Origin of the sequence: Neisseria iguanae, from assembly GCF_003013245.1 — a bacterium.
GTDB classification, from domain to species: Bacteria; Pseudomonadota; Gammaproteobacteria; order Burkholderiales; family Neisseriaceae; genus Neisseria; species Neisseria iguanae.
This window is the reverse complement of sequence record NZ_PXYY01000021.1, coordinates 1-19,658: the sequence shown is the minus strand read 5'-3', so window position 1 is coordinate 19,658 and position 19,658 is coordinate 1. Positions and strand designations below refer to the sequence as shown.

The following is a 19,658-nucleotide window of genomic DNA, read 5'->3' as shown; positions in this document are numbered from 1 at the left end:
ATCAAAGCAGGCCGCGCGGCGAAATCCTTGCCGGCCTTTATCATCAGTTCATCTCGATTTTAACAGTTTTTCCATACAAAAAGGCCGTCTGAAAGAAATTTTTCAGACGGCCTTTTTGTCTTTTCACGGGGGCAAAATTATTTACCCAATGCGGCCAACACTTGGTCTCTTACCTTATCAACAGCTTGCGTGCCGTCCACTTTGATGTATTCCGGTGCGTGTTCGCCTTCCAATTTGCTGTAGAAACCAACCAGCACTTCGGTTTGCTCGTGGTAAACGTCCAAACGTTTTTTCACGGTTTCTTCTTTGTCGTCATCACGTTGAATCAGGTCTTCACCGGTCATATCGTCTTTGCCTTCAGTTTTTGGCGGATTGTAAGAAACATGGTAAGTGCGGCCTGACGGTAGGTGCACGCGGCGGCCGCTCATACGGTCGACAATCACGCTGTCGGGTACATCAATTTCCACCACAGCGTCCAAATCCACGCCTGCGCCAACCATGGCTTCGGCTTGCGCTAAGGTACGTGGGAAACCGTCAAACAGGAACCCGTCTTTGCAATCGTCTTGAGCGATGCGTTCTTTAACCATGCCGATGATGATGTCGTCGCGCACCAAGCCGCCTTCATCAATGATTTTTTTCGCCTCCAAGCCCAGCGGCGTGCCGGCTTTAATTGCCGCACGCAACATGTCGCCGGTGGAAATTTGCGGAATGCCGAAAGCGGCGGTAATAAATTGCGCCTGCGTACCTTTACCCGCACCCGGCGCACCCAACAATAATACTTTCATGGCTTATCCTCTGTTTGTGTTCGTCATTTTTACATTGCCATCATAATACTTTACACACTGTCTGCAAAGGCCTGTCTGCACACGCGGCACTTTTCAGACGGCCTGATGATATATTGTATTTATGATTGAAATGCCTGCAACACACGCTCTAAATCTTCCTGCGTGTCCACTCCGGCAGCCGGCGTACGGCCGGTCACTTCCACCGCAATCGGGAAACCGTGCCACAATACGCGCAATTGTTCTAAAGATTCAATGACTTCCAGCGGCGATACGCTCATTTCGGCATAGCGTTGCAGGAAACCGGCACGGTAGGCATAAATCCCGATATGGCGCAAAACTGGTGTTTCCTGCGGCAATCGGCGCAGGTTTTCTCGCATGGTGTCGCGCGGGAACGGAATTGGCGCGCGGCTGAAATACATGGCGTTGCGGTTTTTATCCAGCAGCACTTTGACCACGTTCGGATTCATAAATTCATCAAAATCGTGCAACTCATGCGCGGCAGTAGCCATCTGCACATTGTTTTCCACCAATACTTCCGCCGTGCGGTTAATCAGCTCCGGCTCGATCAAAGGCTCGTCGCCCTGCACGTTGACTACAATCAAGTGCGGTGGCAGATTAAGCTTTTTCACCGCTTCGGCCAAACGCGTGCTGCCGCTTTCATGCGTATCGGCAGTCATCACCACTTCCACGCCGTGCGCTTCGCAAGCTGCTTGAATGTCGGCATGGTCGGTTGCCACCACCACGCGCGCGGCATGGCTTTTCGCTGCCTGCCCCGCCACGCGCACCACCATCGGTTTACCGTGGATATCGGCTAAAGCCTTACCCGGCAGGCGCGAAGATGACAAACGTGCCGGAATCAACACCACAAATCCGGTCATGCGTGCAATTCCTCTTCGGTCAGTTCACGCGCTTCGCTTTGCAGCATAAACGGAATACCGTCACGAATCGGATAAGCCAATTTCGCCTGGCGGCTCCACAATTCCTGCTTGTCCTGATGGTATTCGAGCGGGCCTTTGGTAACGGGGCAGACCAAGATGTCTAAGAATTTTTTTTCCATGATATATCGGCTTTCTTCGGGAAAGTGGTTGGCGGCCGTCTGAAAGGTTTGTTTCAATCTTAATCAAACCGTTTCGCGTTGCGATTCGATATTCAGGCGGCCTAATACAAAATTAGCTAAATCAGGCTCGATTATCGCACAAATAGGCAAGACCCACACATGATTTAAAGCATCAGCATCCGGGCCGTCTGAAAGTTTCACCGCGTCTTTTTCGGTGACAAACACAAAATCGGCTGCCGGCAAATCCTGCGGCGTGATGTCGGCATGGTCGGGCAACACCAGCTTTTCATCCAATCCAACGCCCAACCTACGTAAAGAATCAAAAAAGCGTTCGGGCTTGGCAATGCCTGCGGCAGCCGCAGTGCGGCAGTTTTTCAGACAGCCTAAATCCAATTTTTCATCTGGTTGGCTCAAACGGTAAATGCTGCCGGGTTCAACCCGGCTGGCGAACATATTTCCAGACGGACGGAATGACGGATGACTGCCGCCGCCGACCACCACCGCATCCACAGAAGCCAAGCGTGATAAAGGTTCGCGCAGGCAGCCGTTGGGCAGCAAATCCAAATCATCGCGCACGGTATCGGCCAACGGAAAGACCACGATTTCAACATTACGCTGTAAGGCATAGTGTTGCAAACCGTCATCGGCAACAATCATTTGCACATCGGGATAAGCCGCCAGCAACGCCTGTCCCGCTTGTGCCCGACTGCTGCCCACCGCCACCGGCGCACCGGTTTGGCGGTACAACAATAAAGGCTCGTCACCTGCTTGGGCGGCAGTAGTGCTTGGGTTTAACACATGCACGCCTTTTTCGGCCCGACCGTAACCGCGGCTGATGATGCCCACGTTCACACCGCGCTGCTGCAAACCCGACACCAGCGCGGACACAATCGGCGTTTTACCCGCGCCGCCCGCATGGATATTGCCCACCACAACTACTGGCACGGGCAATTTTTCGCTTTTTGTGCGCCCTGCCAAAAAATCACGCCGCCGCTTGGCTGCAATCCGCGCAAACACGCAGGAAAACGGTTTCAGAAAAAACGTGAGCCACGGCTTCGGGTGCTGCCAATGCTGTTCGATGATTTGGTGGAATTTGGGCATTCAGACGGCCTTTATTTTTTATAAGTCATTTACCTGTATCGCTAACGGTAATTTCTTTTTCCCAATTAAACCCTGAATCAGTTTTTCGGTTTGCTTGCCGTTTAATTTTAAAGCGGATTTGAAGGAATTGCTTAGAGTTTTTACAGTTTGCAGTTTGTTTTTCGCACATTTATTGAAAAACGTCGTTACCGCCCGCATGATTTTTACGTATTCTTCTTTGCTGGCAATCACGGTTTGCGGTGGAATAGCAACCGTTAGCAGAAACGGAGGATATTCAATTTTCTGATTCGTGATTCGCAGCATTCCTTCACGTTGGCAATATTTTAAGATGTCATCAATGGTTTTCTCATCAATATCTAAAAACAAAATTTTTGCAAACAAAATTTTTGCCTGATTAACCAAGACATTTCTCGCACCTTCAACACTCTTCACTTTCGACTGAATCAGCCTTTGCGTTACTTTTTCCAAAATATCACCGCTGCTCAGATGATATTCTACAAAATTAGTACCGCATTTTGGGTAATGAACTGTTTATCCTTTAATTTCTGCACCATCAAAGAAACCGTTACTGCCTGTTCTCCATCGTTAAACAGTCTCATATCTTCAGCCAAAACCGTGCGCAAGCGCGCGTGCAGATTGCTGATAACACTGGGCTTGAACGCTTCAGGCTGAATCGGTTCTAAAAACACTTTTTTCGTACATTATCCGATAAAAGAAGCGTTTTTATGGGCTTCAATAATCGGCTGTTGCCCGGCCGATTCTTCAACCTTTCTCAGACGGCCTACCCTCCTTCAACCCTTCTTACGACACTTCAGCCTCATCTCTACGCACATCTTCCAACACCGCCAAGCGTACTATGCCTTTACAGTGGCCGGCATCTTCCAAATACCCGACCAACACATCGAATCCGCCATCACGCGACAAAATGCAAATCAGGGCTCCGTTATCCTGCTCGATAATTTTTCCCAAATAATAGGCCAGATAAAAATCCAGCGTGTTTCTGCCGGTTTTGGCCACGCGTACGAAATGAACGTTTTACCAAAGCGGCACAAGGCTTCGCACAATTCTACCGATAAAGTTTTCTGCTGCAACTTCCCCAAAACAGCCAAATATGGCAGCTTTCATCGTCTAAACTGTTTAGTTTAATTGCACCGCTTCGGGCCGGATGCTTCCAAAATCAATCAGAATGTGTTTCATTTTTAGTGAGTATTTTTTATGTTTTAGTACTCACTACTATATCATTGAATGCCTATCCCACAAAGGCCGTCTGAAAAGCTTTATAATCCCCATTCTTGCCAATCCTTCCCTTTCTCCAAACCATGTCCGACTTATTCACCTCTGCTTCCCTGTCCGTCTCCGAACTCAACTTCTTGGCGAAAAACCTGCTGGAAGACCACCTTTCCGGCCTGTGGATTGCAGGCGAGGTGTCGAATCTCACACGGGCGGCAAGCGGACATTATTATTTTTCGCTGAAAGACAGCCGCGCGCAGGTACGTTGTGCGATGTTTAAAGGTTCGGCTTCGCGTTTAAGCCAGCCCTTAAAAGAAGGCAGCCATATCGAGGTTAGCGGCAAAATAAGCATTTACGAAGCACGCGGCGAATTTCAGATTACGGTCAACGAAGTGCGCATGGTCGGTTTGGGGTGTTTGTATGAGGCTTATGAAAAGCTGAAAGCGAAATTGCAGCTTGAAGGCATGTTCGATTTGGAACGGAAAAAGCCTCTGCCCGCCTATCCTCAAACCATCGGCATTGTCACCAGCTTAGCCGCGGCGGCATTGCGTGATGTGGTATCGACGCTGAAACGCCGTGCACCGGAAATTCCGGTAATTATTTACCCGACTGCGGTACAAGGAGCAGGCAGTGAATTGCAGATTGTACAAGCAATTCAGACGGCCTCGACCCGGGCGGAATGCGATGTATTGATTGTGTGCCGCGGTGGCGGCAGTATTGAAGATTTGTGGTCGTTTAACGAAGAGCAGGTGGTACGTGCGGTTGGACAATGCGCGATTCCGGTAGTCAGCGGCGTGGGTCACGAAACAGATTTCACGCTGGTGGATTTTGTTGCCGACGTACGTGCACCCACCCCGACCGGTGCAGCGGAATTGGTCAGCCCCAACCGTTTGGAATCGCTGCACAAACTGGCGCAGGCGCAAGGCCGTCTGAAAGCGGCGCTACAGCAGCGTTATTACGATGCGAGCCAAAAGATTGACTGGCTGGCGCGTCAAATCCGCCATCCGCGCCAAAAACTAAACGAGCAGCGGCTTCAGATGCAGGATTTGGCGCAGCATTTGCGCTTTGCCGTGCAGCAAAACCACCGCTTCAATGCGCAACAGCTGTCGCGCCAAACACAAGCTTTGCGCCACTTGCGCCCTGATATTTCGCAGCCGAAACGCGATGTGGCGCAGTTTCAGGCGGGCTTGGCACAATCGTTTGCGATTTTACTGCAACAACGCCGCCAAACCTTGGAAAAACAATCCGCACTGTTGGAAGCAGTGTCGCCTCAGCATATTTTGGCACGCGGTTTCTCGGTAGTGAAAAACAGCCGCGGTCAGATCGTAAACAGCGCGGCAGGCTTGGAGCGGGGGCAGAAACTACATATTGTGTTTGCCGACGGTGAAACCGATGTGCGCGTCACTGGCGAAACGGCGCAGCCCGATTTGTTCGATTCTGCCTGAAGCTGGGGCAAAACCAACGATTGGCGCCGGCCAAAATACGAAAATCTCTGTTGCCCGACCATACCGAGAGTTGCCATCATTTGAGAAACGGTATAAGGTATCCCTACATTCAATAACATGCATTCTTACGGAAAAATATGGAAAACATGGAAAACCCCGACCCGGTTCCGCCCCGCGCGTCTTTACGTCAGAACAGCATTTACCTATTGCCCAATTCGTTTACGATTGCGGCGCTCTTTTCCGCATTTTACGCCATTACCCAGGCCATGCACGGCCATTACGAAACGGCAGCGATTGCGGTGTTTATCGCCATGCTGCTTGATGGTATGGACGGTCGCGTTGCCCGCCTGACCAACTCCCAAAGCACGTTCGGCGAGCAGCTTGACAGCTTGGCCGACATGGTCAGCTTCGGCGTGGCGCCTGCCTTAATTGCCTATAAATGGCAACTTTGGCAATTCGGAAAAATCGGTTATTCGGTGGCATTTATCTATTGCGCCTGCGCAGCCTTACGTCTGGCTTTGTTCAACACCTTAATCGGCAAAGTGGATAAACGCTGGTTTATCGGCATTCCGAGTCCGACCGCCGCCGCGCTGATTGTCGGCCTGATTTGGGTGAACCACAGCGTCGAACGTTTCCCCGGCGTGCATTGGTGGGCGCTGGGCATTACTCTGTTTGCCGGTTTGTCGATGATTGCGCAGATTCCGTTTTGGAGCTTCAAAGAAATCAATATCCGCCGCAAAGTGCCGTTTATGGGCATGGTGTCAGCCGTGTTGGTTTTGCTGCTGGTAACCTGGGAGCCGTCGCTGGTTTTATTCTTATTCTTCTTCGGCTACAGCCTGTCGGGCTATCTTGTAGCGGCGCGCCGTTGGTTGCGCAAACGCCGCCACAAAACCGTTTAAATCCCCATGAACAGTCTTGATGTGATTCTCGCACTACCGGCCGGTGGCAGCGCGGCCGGTTTTTTGGCCGGTCTGTTTGGCGTCGGCGGCGGCACGATTATCGTGCCGATTGTTTTGTGGGTATTGCACCTGCAATACGACGAACACCCTTAACACCCAGCATTCGGCCATCAGTTCATCGTTTGCAGTGATGGTGTTCACCACCTTATCCAGCATGTATGTGTAACACAAAAAATGCTCTATCGACTGGCCGACGGTTTGCAAAATATCGCCCTGTATGATTGGCGGCGTATTCATCGGCGCAGCTTCAGCCAAATTTATCCCTACTTACGGACTGCAAATATTCTTTATCGTATTCATCACACTGATTGCGTTGCGTATGCTGATGAACAGCAAAACCGTGCCTTCGAGCCACCTAGACTCAGCGGCGTGGGCATGATTTTCGGCACGGCATCAAGTTGGGCCGGAGTGGGCGGCGGTTCGCTGTCAGTTCCGTTTTTAATGTATTGCAATATGCCCGCACACCGTGCTATCGGCACCTCCAGCGGTCTGGCATGGCCGGTTGCCGCGGCAGGTACGATAGGTTATTTGGCAGCTGGCTGGCAGATTAACCGTTTGCCCGAAGGCCCACTGGCTTTGTCTATCTGCCCTCAGTATTGGTGTTGAGCATTGCCACCATGCTGTTTGCACCGTTGGGCGTGAAACTCGCCCACAGGCTGCCTGCCGACAAATTGAAAAAGATTTTCGGCATATTGCTGCTGTTGGTTGCGCTGCGTATGCTGTGGAAATTATGGTAATTAAAAGGCCGTCTGAAACAAAATGTTTCAGACGGCCTTTTATAATAAATGACTAACCTCACATAAAAAATACCGCCAAACGCCACACCGCCCACGCAGCCACCAGCAAACCAGCCACTAAACGTACAGTACGGTTTTGCAGGAAAGCTTTCAACTGCGCAGCAAAAAAGCCCATTGCCAGCAAATTCGGCAACGTTCCCAGCGCAAAAGCCAACATATACAGGCCGCCATGCCACGCGCCGCCGCTGCCCAAAGCATACAGAGACGCGCTGTACACCAAGCCGCAAGGCAACCAGCCCCACAACATGCCCACAGCGAAACAAGCCGGAATCGAACGGATGGGCAAGAGCTTGTTCAGCCATGGGTTCAAACGTTTCCATACCGGCCGCCCCATCCTTTCGATTTTGACCGCCATGCCGGACAGACCTGCCAAATAAAGCCCCAGCAACAGCAGCAATACATTCGCCGCCACATATAAAATATTTTGCAGCCAACGCGTTTCATCCAGCAAAATCCCGATTTGACCGACCCAACCCAAAATCAAACCAATCAGCACATAGCTGCTCACGCGCCCCAAGTTCAACAGAATAATCAGCCCTGCCCGATTCAGATTCGGCGGCAGCTGCAACACAAACGCACTGCTCAAGCCACCGCACATACCCCCACAATGGCCACCGCCGAAAAAGCCGAGCAAAAAAAGGGTTAGGAAAGTGATTTCGTCGTACATGGTCGGGGTTATCGGTAAAGTTTCAGATTGTTATTGTAGCAATAATACAGAGCGGCTGCCTGCATTTGTAAAACAAGGTAATACAACCCTTGCCTGCTTGTATTTCAGCACGTTTCATATGATTATTGACCTATCCGGATTGACCGGATTTTTTTCAAAACACGTTTACAAAACACATTTAAAGGAGTGGATTTATGGGTTTGTTCAGTTTTATTAAAAACGCAGGCGAAAAACTGTTCGGTAAAGACGAAACCGAAGTAGCGGCACAGGCCGCAGCCAACGCGGATGATTTGAACACCAAAGCAGCGGCAGCCATCCAAACTTATATCGAGAAACAAAACTTGGGATTAACCGGCTTGGCAGTAGCCTTCGACGGTGCCACCGGCAAAGTAACCTTGAACGGCTCCGCCCCTTCACAAGAAGCAGCCGAAAAAGCGGTTTTGGCGGCAGGTAACGTAACCGGTGTTTCTGATGTCGACAACAACCTGCAATTCCCTGGCGAAGCGGCAGCGCAATATCATGACGTGGTAAGTGGCGATACTTTGTCTGCCATCGCGAAAAAATACTACGGCGATGCCAACCAATACATGAAAATCTTTGAAGCCAACAAGCCGATGTTGAGCCACCCTGACAAAATCTACGTAGGTCAAAAATTGCGCATTCCTGCCTAATGGATTGATTTCATGATAAAGGCCGTCTGAAAGTTCTTTCAGACGGCCTTTGTTTGACCCTTATTGATTATAGCGGCGGAAATATGCCCATTCTTCCGCCACCGTACCGTCCGGTAAATGGCACTCGCCATATTCACCGCCTCGGGCATCTTTTCTGATAACTGATTTACCGCCCTGCTTCACACAAAACTCAGAAGCCGGGTTGGCCATACCTTTCATAAATGGTTTGGGCTGGGCATTTTGGGTACAGGCAGTCAAAGCAGCAGCGGCCATCGCTGCCATCATAAAAATTTTCAACATTGCTTTCCTTTCAATCATCAGACAGGCCGTCTGAAAAAGCGTTATCCGTATATTTTATCCGGGCCGTTTATTTCAGACGGCCTTATTCCGCCCAGCGGGGTACTTTTGGAAATAAGCGATAGAAATTTGCCGTGGTATAGGCAGCCACTTTTTCTACCGTTTCACCACGCAATCGGGCGATAAATTCGGCGGTATGACGTACATAAGCAGGTTCGTTGCGCTTGCCGCGTTTAGGCACAGGGGCAAGAAACGGTGCGTCGGTTTCTACCAGCATGCGGTCTTTCGGCACATATTTCGCTGCTTCCTGAATCTGCAGCGCGTTTTTAAAGGTCACAATCCCGGAAAACGAAATATACAGCCCCAAATCCAATGCCTTTTTAGCAAAGGCCATGTCTTCAGTAAAGCAATGAATCACGCCGGAATTGGTTTGGCATTCTTTTAAAATGCACAGCGTGTCTTCCCCGGCAGCGCGGGTGTGCACAATCACCGGCAGAGAAGTTTCGTTGGCCGCTCGGATATGGTCGGCAAACCGCTGATGCTGCCAAGCCAAACCGCCTTTACACCAATGATAATCCAAGCCGGTTTCGCCAATACCGACCACTTTCGGATGTTGTGCCCGCACCACCATTTCGGCCACCGTAAATTCTTCCGCTTCTTCGCTGTCGGGATGCACGCCGATGGTGCAGAAAATCTGCTCATATGCTTGGGCAATGGCAAACACTTCTTCAAAACTTGGTTTGCTTACGCTGATGGCCAAGGCTTGCCTGACGTCTTGCCCGGCCATATTGGCCAACACTTCCGGCAGGCGTCCGCTCAGGCCTTCAAAATTCAGATGGCAATGTGAATCAATCAGTTGCATAAAATCAAAGGTTGCAATTAAAGGGTAAAGGTGGCGCGGTCGCTGCGCAATGCGTTGCCCAGTTCGGCTTCGATAACGGTTTTGGTTTGCAGACAATTTTCATGTGATGAAAATGCCAAGCCGATGCCTTTGGGGCGGTTGGCCGAGGTTCGCGCCGGATTAATCCAAGCCACTTTGGTAGGTAAATAAAGCTTGGGTTGATCGGCGATTTCCACCGCCAGTAAAATATCTTCGCCCAGCGAAAACACGTCATCGGTCGGCACAAACAAGCCGCCGTGTTCGAAAAACGGCATATAGCAGTTGTAAAGGGTATTTTTTTCTTTTAATTTCAAAGCCATCATCTTGGCTGGAATTTCTTTATTGCTCATTGGGTGACCTTATTTATTTTGCCAAAAATTAAGATATTCAATCAGGAGGTATTCAAGCTGCATTTTAACACTCAAAGTATGATGCCCGTAAGGGCTGAGTCGGTTCAGACGGCTTGTGAGTGCAAATAATCGATGCGGTTCGGTTTTAGCGGCGACTCGCGCCGATTGCGCCAAAAAATCAGGATAGTAAAGCGGTGACATGTTTTGCTGCGCCAAGCCGACGTCAATCAGCCATTTTTGCAGCCAGTCGGTTACAATGGCCAACGGCTGATTTTGCTTGTCGAATGCCGCCGCATAATCCAACATCGCCAATAATCGCGGTACGGCCAGTATATTGAGCAAGTCTTTACGCAAATCGTCCAATTCGGGCGTGATATCAAACAAAGGCGCGCCACTGTGAAAGGCGAGTAAAGATGCGGCATTGTCCACGCCCTGCCCTTGCAGATAAGCCAAGGCTTCGTCGCGGCCCGGCGCGGGCAACACCATTTGACGGCAACGGCTTTTAATCGTCGGCAACAGCTTGTCGCGTGCGTGCGTTACCAGCAGGAAAACCACATGCTGCGGCGGCTCTTCCAATACTTTGAGCAAACCGTTGGCGGCCTGAAGATTCATGCTTTCAGCCGGATGCACCAGCACCACACGCCGCCCGCCGCGCACCGCTGTGAGATAAATATTCTCGACAATAGCGCGCACGGCATCAATTTTAATCTGCAACAATTTGCGCCCGACGCTGCCGTCTTGCGGTATTTCGGGCACGAGTTCGTAAAAATCGGGATGGCTGCTTTGCGAAAACAAATGACACGAAGCACATTCGCCGCACGGCCGATGGTGTTCAGACGGCCTTTCACACAGCAACGCCTGCGCCACATAACGCGCGAAGGCGGTTTTACCGGTATTTTCCTTGCCGGCAAACAACCAGGCATTGGGCTGGTTTTGCCAATATGCAGCAAGCTGCTGCCATTTTTGCTGGTGCCACGGATAAATCATGCGCTTGAAAATCAGGGGGGGGGGAGAATAAAGGCTTATTATACAGACAAACGGTTAAGGCCGTCTGAAAAAAGTTGATTATTACAAGATGTTCAGACGGCATTGAAGACTTTTGCACAATTCAGCCAAAACCGACAAAACGGTATCCGTTACCATCGGGCTGCGAACCGGTAATGACAGCATGATTTTACAAAAAATCCGGCATAAACACAGCACCGGATAACCGAAGGCCGTCTGAATGTTTCAGACGGCCTTCGGTTATTTCTTTTTCAAAAGAAAACGGGGTTCGCGTTTAATCAGATAAATCATCAGCAACACATTACCCAAGGCCACAATCAGATACAGCAAAGTAATGCTTTCAAACAGCATCAGCAACACGGCGCTGAGTATGGCGGCGGTGACCATAAAAATGCCGTTGACAATATTATTCGCGGCCACGGCATGCGCGCGGAAGGTTTCGCTGGAGGCCGTCTGAAGCCATGTGTAAAGCGGCACGGAAAAGAAGCCGCCGAAACAGCCGATGGCAGTCATCACCAACATCACGGGATAAGCATTGGTTTGTGATAAAAACCACCAAATACCGTTAAGCCCGGAAAACCGCTGCCCGTGTGTGAGCCACACCAGCAATAAGCCGCTGACGGTCAGGCCAGCGGTGCCGACGGTAACCAGCCCTAAGCGCAAGTGTTCGTGACTGAGTTTGGCGCACAAAACCGAGCCGGCGGCAATACCGATGGAAAACAGCGCAAGCATCAGGTTAAACACATTATCATCGCCGCCAAGGTGGATTTGGGTAAAGGTCGGCAATTGGGTAGTATAAACCGAGCCGGCAAACCAAAACCATGAAATGCCGATAATCGCGGTGAACACGGATTTTTGCACCACGGTTTCGCGCATCAAATCCATCGTACCTTTGATGATGTTGGGCTCGATTTCGGTATCCGGCGCTTTGGCCGGAACCGGCGGCATAAACCAGCTGCTCAGGGTGCCGCAGACGGCGACAACCATTACCACCATGCCGACGGTGTGCGGCGGAATGCCTGCCAAGGATGTACCCAAAATTTGGCCGAACAAAATGGCGATAAACGTACCCGATTCAATCAGACTGTTGCCCATCAGTAATTCTTTATCGTTCAGATAATCGGGCAAAATGGCGTATTTCAAGGGACCGAACAAGGTTGATTGGGCGCCCATACAAAACAGGCAAAACAGCAACAGCGGCGCCGACTGAATGTAAAAGCCGTAGGCTGCCACGCTCATGACGATGATTTCCAAGAATTTAATCCGGCACGCCAACACGGCTTTGTCGAAGCGGTTGCACAATTGGCCGGACAATGCGGAAAACATGAAATAAGGCAAGATAAACAGCAACGCGCCCAAATTCAGCATTTGGCTGGCCGGAATCAAATCGTTATTGCCCAGGCCGTAAAAGCTGATCATTACAAACAGCGTGGTTTTGAAAATATTGTCGTTAAACGCACCGAGAAACTGCGTACCGAACAAAGGTGCAAAACGGCGGCTGATTTTGAAATCAAGATCGTCTTTTTTTACACTCATTTGGCTTCATCTTTGGCTGGGTCTTGTTCTTTTTCAAGCAGTTTGTCAGTGGAATCGTCGTCCATCAGAATGCGGTGGGCCGGTCCTTCCAAATCATCAAACTGGCCGTGCCTGCCCGACCACCAGAAAAAATAGCCGATGACAAATGCCAAAATGATGCTGATCGGCACCAAAATAAACATACTTTCCATTACATCATTCCTGTTAAATCGTTTAAAACCAGCATTTGGCCGGACAAAGTCAGGTATTCGTTGCGGATGGTGCCGATATTTTCTTCCCCGGCAAAGAGTTCGACGCGGTCTTTTTCTACGCGCCAAAACAGCGGTTCGACCGCGTCCTGCCAAGCTTGTAAAGCATTTAGAGCGGCTCGGCAGGCAGGCGCGTGTTCGCTTTGCAGCTTGATGGCAAAACGCCCGCTTTGCGGCTGTGCTTCGGATTCGTTGTCGGCCAGCATGATGAAAAAGCCCAAATACCCACCTTCTTGAGTATGAATACTGAAATAATGCATGGTCTTATCTTTAAAAATAAAAAATAAGGGGCTGTCCCAGATAACCAGGATAAATTACGTTTTACCTGGTTCCCAAAGTGCTCAATTGCGTTAATGTGGTTTTGTCGTCCGGCAAAATGCGTGCTGTGGTTCATGCGAAAATGTCAAAATTCATTTACGTCCAGGGCGTGTGATCATTTCGTCTGTGTCGCCGATTTTCGAGCAGAAAAGCGGTATTCGGGTCGATACTCAAAGGAAGCGGTTTGACACGCCGCGCCGGAAAAACCGGCCGGCACGGCAAGGTCGGACACTTTGCGTGTATTTCCAACGCAGCAGACGGGTTTTCTGCCGGAAAGAGCCGCATGATGAAATGAGGACACGCCCTAATTGAGCAGTTTTTCTTGCTGTTACACCTGCAACAAACAGTTCAATGGGTTTATTTTGTTGGTGCCGGCTTAGACAGCTTTTATGCATAGGGATAGCTCTAACTTAATTTGAATTTCCCCAGTTATCTGGGACAGCCCCTTAAAATAAATAAAAAGCCGTCTTAACGGCAAATCATCCGCTGTCTGTTTGTTTCAGACGGCTTCTTATCTTAGCATCTTTTTGCCGCAAACAGTTTACCGCTGCTACCCGTTTGACAAATCAAGTCTGGACCGCATCAAGATAATCAGCTTGCGGCATTGACTTTTTATATCGAATAGACTAGCCTTTGAATGTTTTTATTAACCTGTTTCAGACGGCTTCCCCACGATTTTTCGGCAATCTTGCCACAGGCCTTCTGAAAACATTTAGGAGTCTACGGATGTCTCAAAAATTGATTTTGGTTTTAAACTGCGGCAGTTCATCGTTAAAAGGTGCTGTTTTGGATAACGACAGCGGCGACGTGTTGCTGAGCTGCCTGGCTGAAAAGCTGGGTTTGCCGGATGCCTACATCACCTTCAAATTCAACGGCGAAAAACACAAAGTCGAATTAGCGGTCAACCCGAACCACACCGGCGCGGTTGAAGCCTTGATGGAAGAATTGAAATCACACGGTTTTGACAGCCAAATCGGCGCCATCGGCCACCGCATTGTCAGCGGCGGCGAAGAATACAGCGAATCTACTTTGATTACCGAAGACGTAATTGCCGGCATCGAAAAATGCATCCCATTGGCTCCGTTGCACAACCCTGCCAACTTGTTGGGCGTGCACGCCGCACAAAACATTTTCAAAGGCCTGCCGAATGTGGCCGTATTCGACACCGCGTTCCACCAAACCATGCCGGAGCGCGCCTACATGTATGCCGTACCGCGCGAGTTGTACAGCAAATACGGTCTGCGCCGTTACGGTTTCCACGGCACCAGCTACCGCTATGTATCTGACGAAGCCGCACGCTTCTTGGGCAAAGACAAAAACGATTTGCGCATGGTGATTGCCCACTTGGGTAACGGCGCATCGATTGCTGCCATTGCCAACGGCGTATGCCAAGACACCAGCATGGGCTTGACTCCATTGGAAGGCTTGGTGATGGGGACACGTTCAGGCGATATCGACCCTGCCGTATTCGGTTTCTTGGCGGAAAACGCCAACATGACCATCACACAAGTGACTGACATGTTGAACAAAAAATCAGGCTTGTTGGGCTTGTCCGAATTGTCGAGCGACTGCCGAACCATCGAAGAAGAAGCAGCCAACGGCCATTCAGGTGCCGTATTGGCCTTGGAAGTCTTCTGCTACCGCTTGGCCAAATACGTCGGCAGCATGGCTGTCGCTGCCGGCGGTTTGGACGTCTTGGCCTTCACTGGCGGTATCGGCGAAAACTCCGAGTTGATTCGCAGCAAAGTATTGGGTTACTTGGGCTTCTTGGGTCTGAACGTAGATCAAGATGCCAACTTGGCCGCACGCTTCGGCAATGCCGGCGTGATTACCACTGCCGACAGCAAAGCCGTTGCCGTGGTGATTCCGACCAACGAAGAATTGATGATTGCACACGATACTGCACGTTTGAGCGGTTTGTAATTTGTAATTTATCCATGTAAAAAACCCTGTTGATATCAACAGGGTTTTTATATTCGGCGTAATCGGGCTTGTTTGCTTTAAAGCTGATTTTACGATAACAAAAAAAGAAGCCGTCTTTCAAGCGGCGCGATACAGGCTTCATCACCAGCTTTTCAGACGGCCTTTGCGTTTTCCGTAATCATTTTAGGGAGATAATCGGATTTTTAAATCCTGTTATTGTTGTGATTTGGCAGGGTTCGTATTTCTTTTTTTATTCTATAGCGCCACCACCATCCGAAGATGGTGATGACGTTTTCCCGCAATTTAATTGCTGAGTGTTGCAACGGTTTCCCGTTTTACTACTTCCACGTAATATGTTTGTTTTTTATGAAGAAACCCAACAGGTTGCCGTCATTTTTCTGCGTACTGTTTTGTTTCTTAATAATCAAATTAGCAACTTTTGTGCCAAAAATTTAAAATTATTAAAATAAATTAATAACTCAATAATTTATATATAAAAAAATATATAAATATTCATCAATCATTCAAAACGGATGTCGAATTGATGACGACTCCGCCGGCAATATGCCCTTTTTCGTCATCTTTTTGTTACCCATGACAGGCACAATGTTACTTTTTTTGACACATGACAGAATTTGTCACTTTGAAAAGCCTTTTCCAAAAATATAGTAACGAATAATATTTCACCAACCAAACTGCCCCATCCTATTAAAAAATCGTTAAATACATGATTCAATTATATAATTTAACCAATAAGCCATCACCATGCTTTCATGGCAAAATCAATTCCATCATCAAGCAATTTTTTCGTTTGCTTTGCAGCAAATTTTCTTATTCACCAAAAAGATAGAGTATTGCACCATCAATAGTATTTACATTAATTAACATTTTAACGATGCGAATACGCACCCGGATTTTTCAGGGTGTTTTTTCTTTACTTCGGTTTAGGTTACCTACATTAAACGGTTCGGGGCAGGTTCGGGTATATTGGTGTAATTCAGGCCCGGGATTGAGGGTGTAGAAAATAAACATGATTAAAGCCCCCTTCACTTGGCATTAAGTTAAAAGGGCTTTACGTTGATTAAAAATGCCCCTTGAATAGGGTGTAATAAATCAAACACGTGCGTCAAATGATAAGTAAGGCACACCGTAGGTCGGGTTGTTTAGTACCACATAAAGCCTGCCTTCACGTGCTGCTTGCGGATTTTGCTTAACGGCGTGCGGACGGCATTGTGTTTATTACTTTTAAGATGCAAATTGCTCTACCATGATATTTCTCTATAAATATAACCTTTTTCTTCTCGCATACATTCTGAATATGATTTAATTTTCTCATGTCCTATTATAGTCCGATTATATTTATTACGAATAGGTTCATAAATATTCCCATGTTTGTCGGGTATGTCCTCTGCATCTGCACCAAGGCAATATTTTATGTCCGTCATTTTTTGTTCCGAACTAACTCCTTCTTTACTATAAAATTCAATATCAGGAGCATAGCTAATGCAAGGGATAACTGGTATTGGCGAAAAACATCCGTTACAAGCAGATAATAATACGAGGGAGAACGTGCCTAATATTATATTTTTCATTTTATGCCTCAATGATAGATTGTTTGGAATATATCGGAGGATAAAAGATCCGATAGTGAGGATGGTGTTGAAAACGGAATGGCAAGAATGGTAATTACTTCTGCTGCATATTTTGCCGGAGTAGAAGGTTCGCGTGTGGCATTACCTTTGTTACCATACTTCCTTGTAAACATATCCTTTTCTTTCTGTCATGCATTCATTAAATTTCCTTATCACCTCTCTTGAATAATTGAAGTCATTATATTTTTTTCGTATAGGTTCAAAAATATAATTCTGTTTGTCTGGGATTTGTTCTGCGTCTGTACCTAGACAATATTTAATATCAGCCATTCGCTGTTCGGGACTTACATCTTTAATATATGAATCGACATCAGAGCGTTGGTCTGAATTACAAGGAACAACCGGCATTGGAGAAAAACAACCATTGCACGCTGCTAATGACAGGCAGAATAATGTGCTTAATACTATTTTTTTCATTATACGTCTCACCGGAATAGTACTTGAAGCGCATCGGAAGATAAGATATCCGATAATGCAAACGGTGTAGCAACAGGGATTGCAATAACTGTAATTACTTCGGCAGCAATATCAGCCAGTTTTCCGTTGTCTCGCGTAGCATTACCTTTATCGCCATAAAATCCCCATATTTGTCCTCCTGAAAAATCATGCGTTCCGGCGTATCCCTCAACGACAAAATCAAACAAACTGCCTATTGTGTAAGGTATCCCGAAAAATTGTCCTTGTTCTGATTGAAAGCCGCCGGTTGCTCCGTACAAATCACTGGCTCTATTATTTTTATCAGGATTAATAGCATCATCCAAAGTCACCAAGTGTCTATCTTTTTCTTCTTTCCCACCTGTATAAAAATAAGAGTCGTCTGATTGTTTAACACAGCGCTCCATATTTATCCCGCAAATAATATCCACATTCACCCTCGTCCCGCCAAGTTTCACCCCGTCAAAGTAAGCGCTGTCGTATTCGACGTTGCCGACGGTGGTCGTGCCGTCGGTGATTACGGGCGATTGGCGTGAATTATCCAACGTTTGTTTGCGCATCCACGTGGCTGCCAGTTGCAACCCGCCTTGGCTGAGTGCCGAACCGGGCGAGCCGGATATTGCGCCCACCACTGTTTCTGCCAAACGCTTCTGATATTGCAGGGTGTAGAGCTCTTCATAAAGCGCTTCTTTTTCCTCTTTGCTTTGCGCCAGATTGATTTTGTCGCGTAGTTCGGCTTGGCGCGGCAGGATGTATGCGTTGATAGCAGAGAAAGCGTTTTCACGAAATTCCCGGCTGACTTCGACTTGCAAATCAAGATCTTTTTGTACGGCATCGCGATCAAAACGGTTTTGCAGTGCACCGCTGTGGACGGCAGCCTCTTCCGTACTTACGGTGGTGAAAAGCGCTTCTGCTGCTGTTTTTCCATCTATGCCGTAAAGCGCTTGTTGCGCGGCGTTATCACGGATATGGATATTCGCCGTATTGATGCCGCTGCGGGTGATGCTGTTTTGGCTATCGTCCGCCTCACCGAAACCGGCTGATGTACCGAGACCGATGGCAGTATTTTCGTTCAGCATGATTTTGCTTGAGCTATTTTGATTACCCACATTCATCAACGTTTATTTCGGCTTGCGATATACATCATGACACGATTTGCAGCTTGCGCCCACTTCGCCGTAAGCGGCTTTGACGGTTTCCAGATTACCGCCTTGTGCGGCTTCGTTGAGCTTGGCAACGGCGGCATGGAATTTTTCTTCTTCGGCTTTGAACTTGGCTTCATCTTCCCAAATCACCGGCAGCGCATCGCCGTTGCCTTGCGGATCGGATTGGAAGTGTTCGAACGGCTTTTTGCTGCTTTCGGCAAATTTGACGGCATTGGCTTTAAAAGTATCGGTAACGTATGTTTCTTCGCCTTTCACCATTTTGCCCATACTCATGAATTCCGGCATCATCGATTTGAATGCGGCGGTGCGCTCTTCCGAGATGGCGCCTTTCGGTTCGGCAGGTGCGCCGCCGCAAGCGGAAAGGGCGAAAGCGGTGGTGGCCGATAAAATCAGGGAGGTTTTGATTTTCATGGTATGTCCTTGTGGTATGATTGTTCTGATGAAAGGCGGTGAGGCCGTCTGAAAAATAAGATGATGCAATCATACCTGAAACCGTGTGAAAAACGAAAGGAAACAGTATGGCGATTTTGATTACTGGTGCTTCGGCCGGATTCGGCGAGGCGATATGCCGCAGTTTTGTGGGAGCAGGATACCATGTCATCGGTGCGGCGCGCCGTTTGGATAAATTACAGACATTGGCCGATGAATTAGGCGGCCAGTTTTACGCTCTGGAAATGGACGTATCGAAAACCGAATCCATCCGCAACGCGCTCGACAGCCTACCGGAAAATTTCAGCGAAATCGACTGCCTTATTAATAACGCCGGTTTGGCCTTAGGCTTGGACAATGCCGATAAAGCCGATTTCGGCGATTGGGAAACCATGATTCAAACCAACATCATCGGCCTGACCTTTCTCACGCGTCAAGTGTTGCCGCAGATGGTGGCACGCAATCAGGGCTACATCATAAATTTAGGTTCGATTGCCGGCACTTACCCTTATCCGGGCGGTAATGTTTACGGCGCGACCAAGGCGTTTGTGCGCCAGTTCAGCCTGAATCTGCGTGCCGATTTGGCAGGTAAAAACATCCGCGTGACCAACATCGAGCCGGGCTTGTGCGGCGATACTGAGTTTTCCAATGTGCGCTTTAAAGGCGATAACGAACGCGTATCCGATTTGTATAAAAACGTGCAGTTT

22 protein-coding genes and 4 pseudogenes are annotated in these 19,658 nt (G+C 48.6%); 6 read left to right on the top strand and 20 right to left on the bottom strand.

What is annotated here, in order from left to right; all coding sequences use genetic code 11:
• Positions 1–137 precede the first annotated feature (137 nt).
• The 6 genes and pseudogenes from adk to C7N83_RS14600 form a co-directional block, all read right to left on the bottom strand.
• Complete coding sequence (gene adk, locus C7N83_RS05035; RefSeq protein ID WP_106741084.1) at positions 138–785, bottom strand: adenylate kinase; 648 nt, start codon at positions 783–785, stop codon at positions 138–140.
• Positions 786–904: 119 nt separating this feature from the next.
• Positions 905–1,663, bottom strand: a complete 759-nt coding sequence (gene kdsB / locus C7N83_RS05030; protein ID WP_106741082.1) for a 3-deoxy-manno-octulosonate cytidylyltransferase — start codon at positions 1,661–1,663, stop codon at positions 905–907.
• Entirely contained in the window at positions 1,660–1,842 is a 183-nt protein-coding gene (locus C7N83_RS05025) for a Trm112 family protein (RefSeq protein WP_106741106.1), read from the bottom strand. Before C7N83_RS05025 ends, kdsB begins: the two co-directional genes overlap by 4 nt.
• Positions 1,843–1,905: 63 nt before the next feature.
• A complete protein-coding gene (lpxK, locus tag C7N83_RS05020; protein ID WP_106741081.1) occupies positions 1,906–2,943 on the bottom strand; it encodes a tetraacyldisaccharide 4'-kinase in 1,038 nt (345 codons plus the stop codon).
• Between the two features lie 18 nt (positions 2,944–2,961).
• Positions 2,962–3,411 (bottom strand): hypothetical protein, encoded by a 450-nt coding sequence (locus C7N83_RS05015; RefSeq protein ID WP_146135098.1) that lies wholly within the window; start codon positions 3,409–3,411, stop codon positions 2,962–2,964.
• A gap of 333 nt (positions 3,412–3,744) precedes the next feature.
• Positions 3,745–3,966 (bottom strand): annotated as a pseudogene (locus C7N83_RS14600) (PIN domain-containing protein); the annotation flags it as partial.
• A 296-nt stretch (positions 3,967–4,262) separates the two neighbouring features.
• Here C7N83_RS14600 and xseA point away from each other — a divergent pair.
• The 3 genes and pseudogenes from xseA (at position 4,263) to C7N83_RS04990 (ending at position 7,314) form a co-directional block, all read left to right on the top strand.
• Entirely contained in the window at positions 4,263–5,618 is a 1,356-nt protein-coding gene (gene xseA / locus C7N83_RS05000; RefSeq protein WP_106741074.1) for an exodeoxyribonuclease VII large subunit, read from the top strand.
• A 146-nt stretch (positions 5,619–5,764) separates the two neighbouring features.
• Positions 5,765–6,517, top strand: coding sequence for a CDP-diacylglycerol--serine O-phosphatidyltransferase (pssA, locus tag C7N83_RS04995; protein WP_425437494.1), 753 nt, complete (start codon positions 5,765–5,767; stop codon positions 6,515–6,517).
• Positions 6,518–6,523: 6 nt separating this feature from the next.
• Positions 6,524–7,314 (top strand): annotated as a pseudogene (locus C7N83_RS04990) (sulfite exporter TauE/SafE family protein).
• Between the two features lie 58 nt (positions 7,315–7,372).
• Here the strand turns inward: C7N83_RS04990 and C7N83_RS04985 are convergent.
• On the bottom strand, positions 7,373–8,041 hold the full coding sequence (locus C7N83_RS04985; protein WP_106741071.1) for a sulfite exporter TauE/SafE family protein: 669 nt from the start codon (positions 8,039–8,041) through the stop codon (positions 7,373–7,375).
• A gap of 194 nt (positions 8,042–8,235) precedes the next feature.
• Between C7N83_RS04985 and lysM the strand changes: the two genes are divergently transcribed.
• Positions 8,236–8,712, top strand: a complete 477-nt coding sequence (gene lysM, locus C7N83_RS04980) for a peptidoglycan-binding protein LysM (RefSeq protein ID WP_106741069.1) — start codon at positions 8,236–8,238, stop codon at positions 8,710–8,712.
• Between the two features lie 60 nt (positions 8,713–8,772).
• Here the strand turns inward: lysM and C7N83_RS04975 are convergent, their stop codons facing one another.
• From C7N83_RS04975 to C7N83_RS04935, 9 genes and pseudogenes are all read right to left on the bottom strand, one after another.
• A complete protein-coding gene (locus tag C7N83_RS04975) occupies positions 8,773–9,012 on the bottom strand; it encodes a putative hemolysin (RefSeq protein ID WP_106741068.1) in 240 nt (79 codons plus the stop codon).
• Between the two features lie 82 nt (positions 9,013–9,094).
• Positions 9,095–9,871 carry a TatD family hydrolase gene (locus C7N83_RS04970; RefSeq protein WP_106741066.1) on the bottom strand — a complete coding sequence of 259 codons (777 nt, stop codon included), beginning with the start codon at positions 9,869–9,871 and terminating at the stop codon, positions 9,095–9,097.
• Positions 9,872–9,888: 17 nt separating this feature from the next.
• The gene (locus tag C7N83_RS04965; RefSeq protein WP_106741065.1) at positions 9,889–10,239 is read right to left on the bottom strand and encodes a PilZ domain-containing protein; all 351 of its coding nucleotides are present in this window, start codon (positions 10,237–10,239) and stop codon (positions 9,889–9,891) included.
• 9 nt (positions 10,240–10,248) lie between these two features.
• On the bottom strand, positions 10,249–11,226 hold the full coding sequence (locus C7N83_RS04960) for a DNA polymerase III subunit delta' (protein ID WP_106741063.1): 978 nt from the start codon (positions 11,224–11,226) through the stop codon (positions 10,249–10,251).
• Between the two features lie 258 nt (positions 11,227–11,484).
• The gene (locus C7N83_RS04955) at positions 11,485–12,780 is read right to left on the bottom strand and encodes an MFS transporter (RefSeq protein WP_106741062.1); all 1,296 of its coding nucleotides are present in this window, start codon (positions 12,778–12,780) and stop codon (positions 11,485–11,487) included.
• On the bottom strand, positions 12,777–12,971 hold the full coding sequence (ccoS, locus tag C7N83_RS04950) for a cbb3-type cytochrome oxidase assembly protein CcoS (RefSeq protein ID WP_106741060.1): 195 nt from the start codon (positions 12,969–12,971) through the stop codon (positions 12,777–12,779). The genes C7N83_RS04955 and ccoS overlap by 4 nt, the downstream gene beginning before the upstream one ends.
• Positions 12,971–13,288 carry an HLGFF motif protein gene (locus C7N83_RS04945; RefSeq protein WP_106741059.1) on the bottom strand — a complete coding sequence of 106 codons (318 nt, stop codon included), beginning with the start codon at positions 13,286–13,288 and terminating at the stop codon, positions 12,971–12,973. Before C7N83_RS04945 ends, ccoS begins: the two co-directional genes overlap by 1 nt.
• Positions 13,289–13,337: 49 nt before the next feature.
• Positions 13,338–13,428 (bottom strand): annotated as a pseudogene (locus C7N83_RS04940) (IS1595 family transposase); the annotation flags it as partial.
• 228 nt (positions 13,429–13,656) lie between these two features.
• Positions 13,657–13,741, bottom strand: a pseudogene (locus tag C7N83_RS04935) (IS1595 family transposase); the annotation flags it as partial.
• Between the two features lie 331 nt (positions 13,742–14,072).
• Between C7N83_RS04935 and C7N83_RS04930 the strand changes: the two are divergent.
• Positions 14,073–15,269 carry an acetate kinase gene (locus tag C7N83_RS04930; protein ID WP_106741057.1) on the top strand — a complete coding sequence of 399 codons (1,197 nt, stop codon included), beginning with the start codon at positions 14,073–14,075 and terminating at the stop codon, positions 15,267–15,269.
• 1,262 nt (positions 15,270–16,531) lie between these two features.
• On the opposite strand, the gene C7N83_RS14205 is transcribed toward C7N83_RS04930, so the two are convergent.
• From C7N83_RS14205 to C7N83_RS04910, 4 genes are all read right to left on the bottom strand, one after another.
• Positions 16,532–16,861, bottom strand: coding sequence for a hypothetical protein (locus C7N83_RS14205; protein ID WP_146135097.1), 330 nt, complete (start codon positions 16,859–16,861; stop codon positions 16,532–16,534).
• A 150-nt stretch (positions 16,862–17,011) separates the two neighbouring features.
• The gene (locus tag C7N83_RS14200) at positions 17,012–17,338 is read right to left on the bottom strand and encodes a hypothetical protein (RefSeq protein ID WP_146135096.1); all 327 of its coding nucleotides are present in this window, start codon (positions 17,336–17,338) and stop codon (positions 17,012–17,014) included.
• An 8-nt stretch (positions 17,339–17,346) separates the two neighbouring features.
• Complete coding sequence (locus C7N83_RS04915) at positions 17,347–18,435, bottom strand: hypothetical protein (protein ID WP_245911133.1); 1,089 nt, start codon at positions 18,433–18,435, stop codon at positions 17,347–17,349.
• 42 nt (positions 18,436–18,477) lie between these two features.
• Complete coding sequence (locus C7N83_RS04910; protein ID WP_106741053.1) at positions 18,478–18,933, bottom strand: c-type cytochrome; 456 nt, start codon at positions 18,931–18,933, stop codon at positions 18,478–18,480.
• Positions 18,934–19,040: 107 nt separating this feature from the next.
• Between C7N83_RS04910 and C7N83_RS04905 the strand changes: the two genes are divergently transcribed.
• A partial coding sequence (locus C7N83_RS04905) for an SDR family NAD(P)-dependent oxidoreductase (RefSeq protein WP_106741051.1) occupies positions 19,041–19,658 on the top strand: 618 nt, incomplete at its 3' end.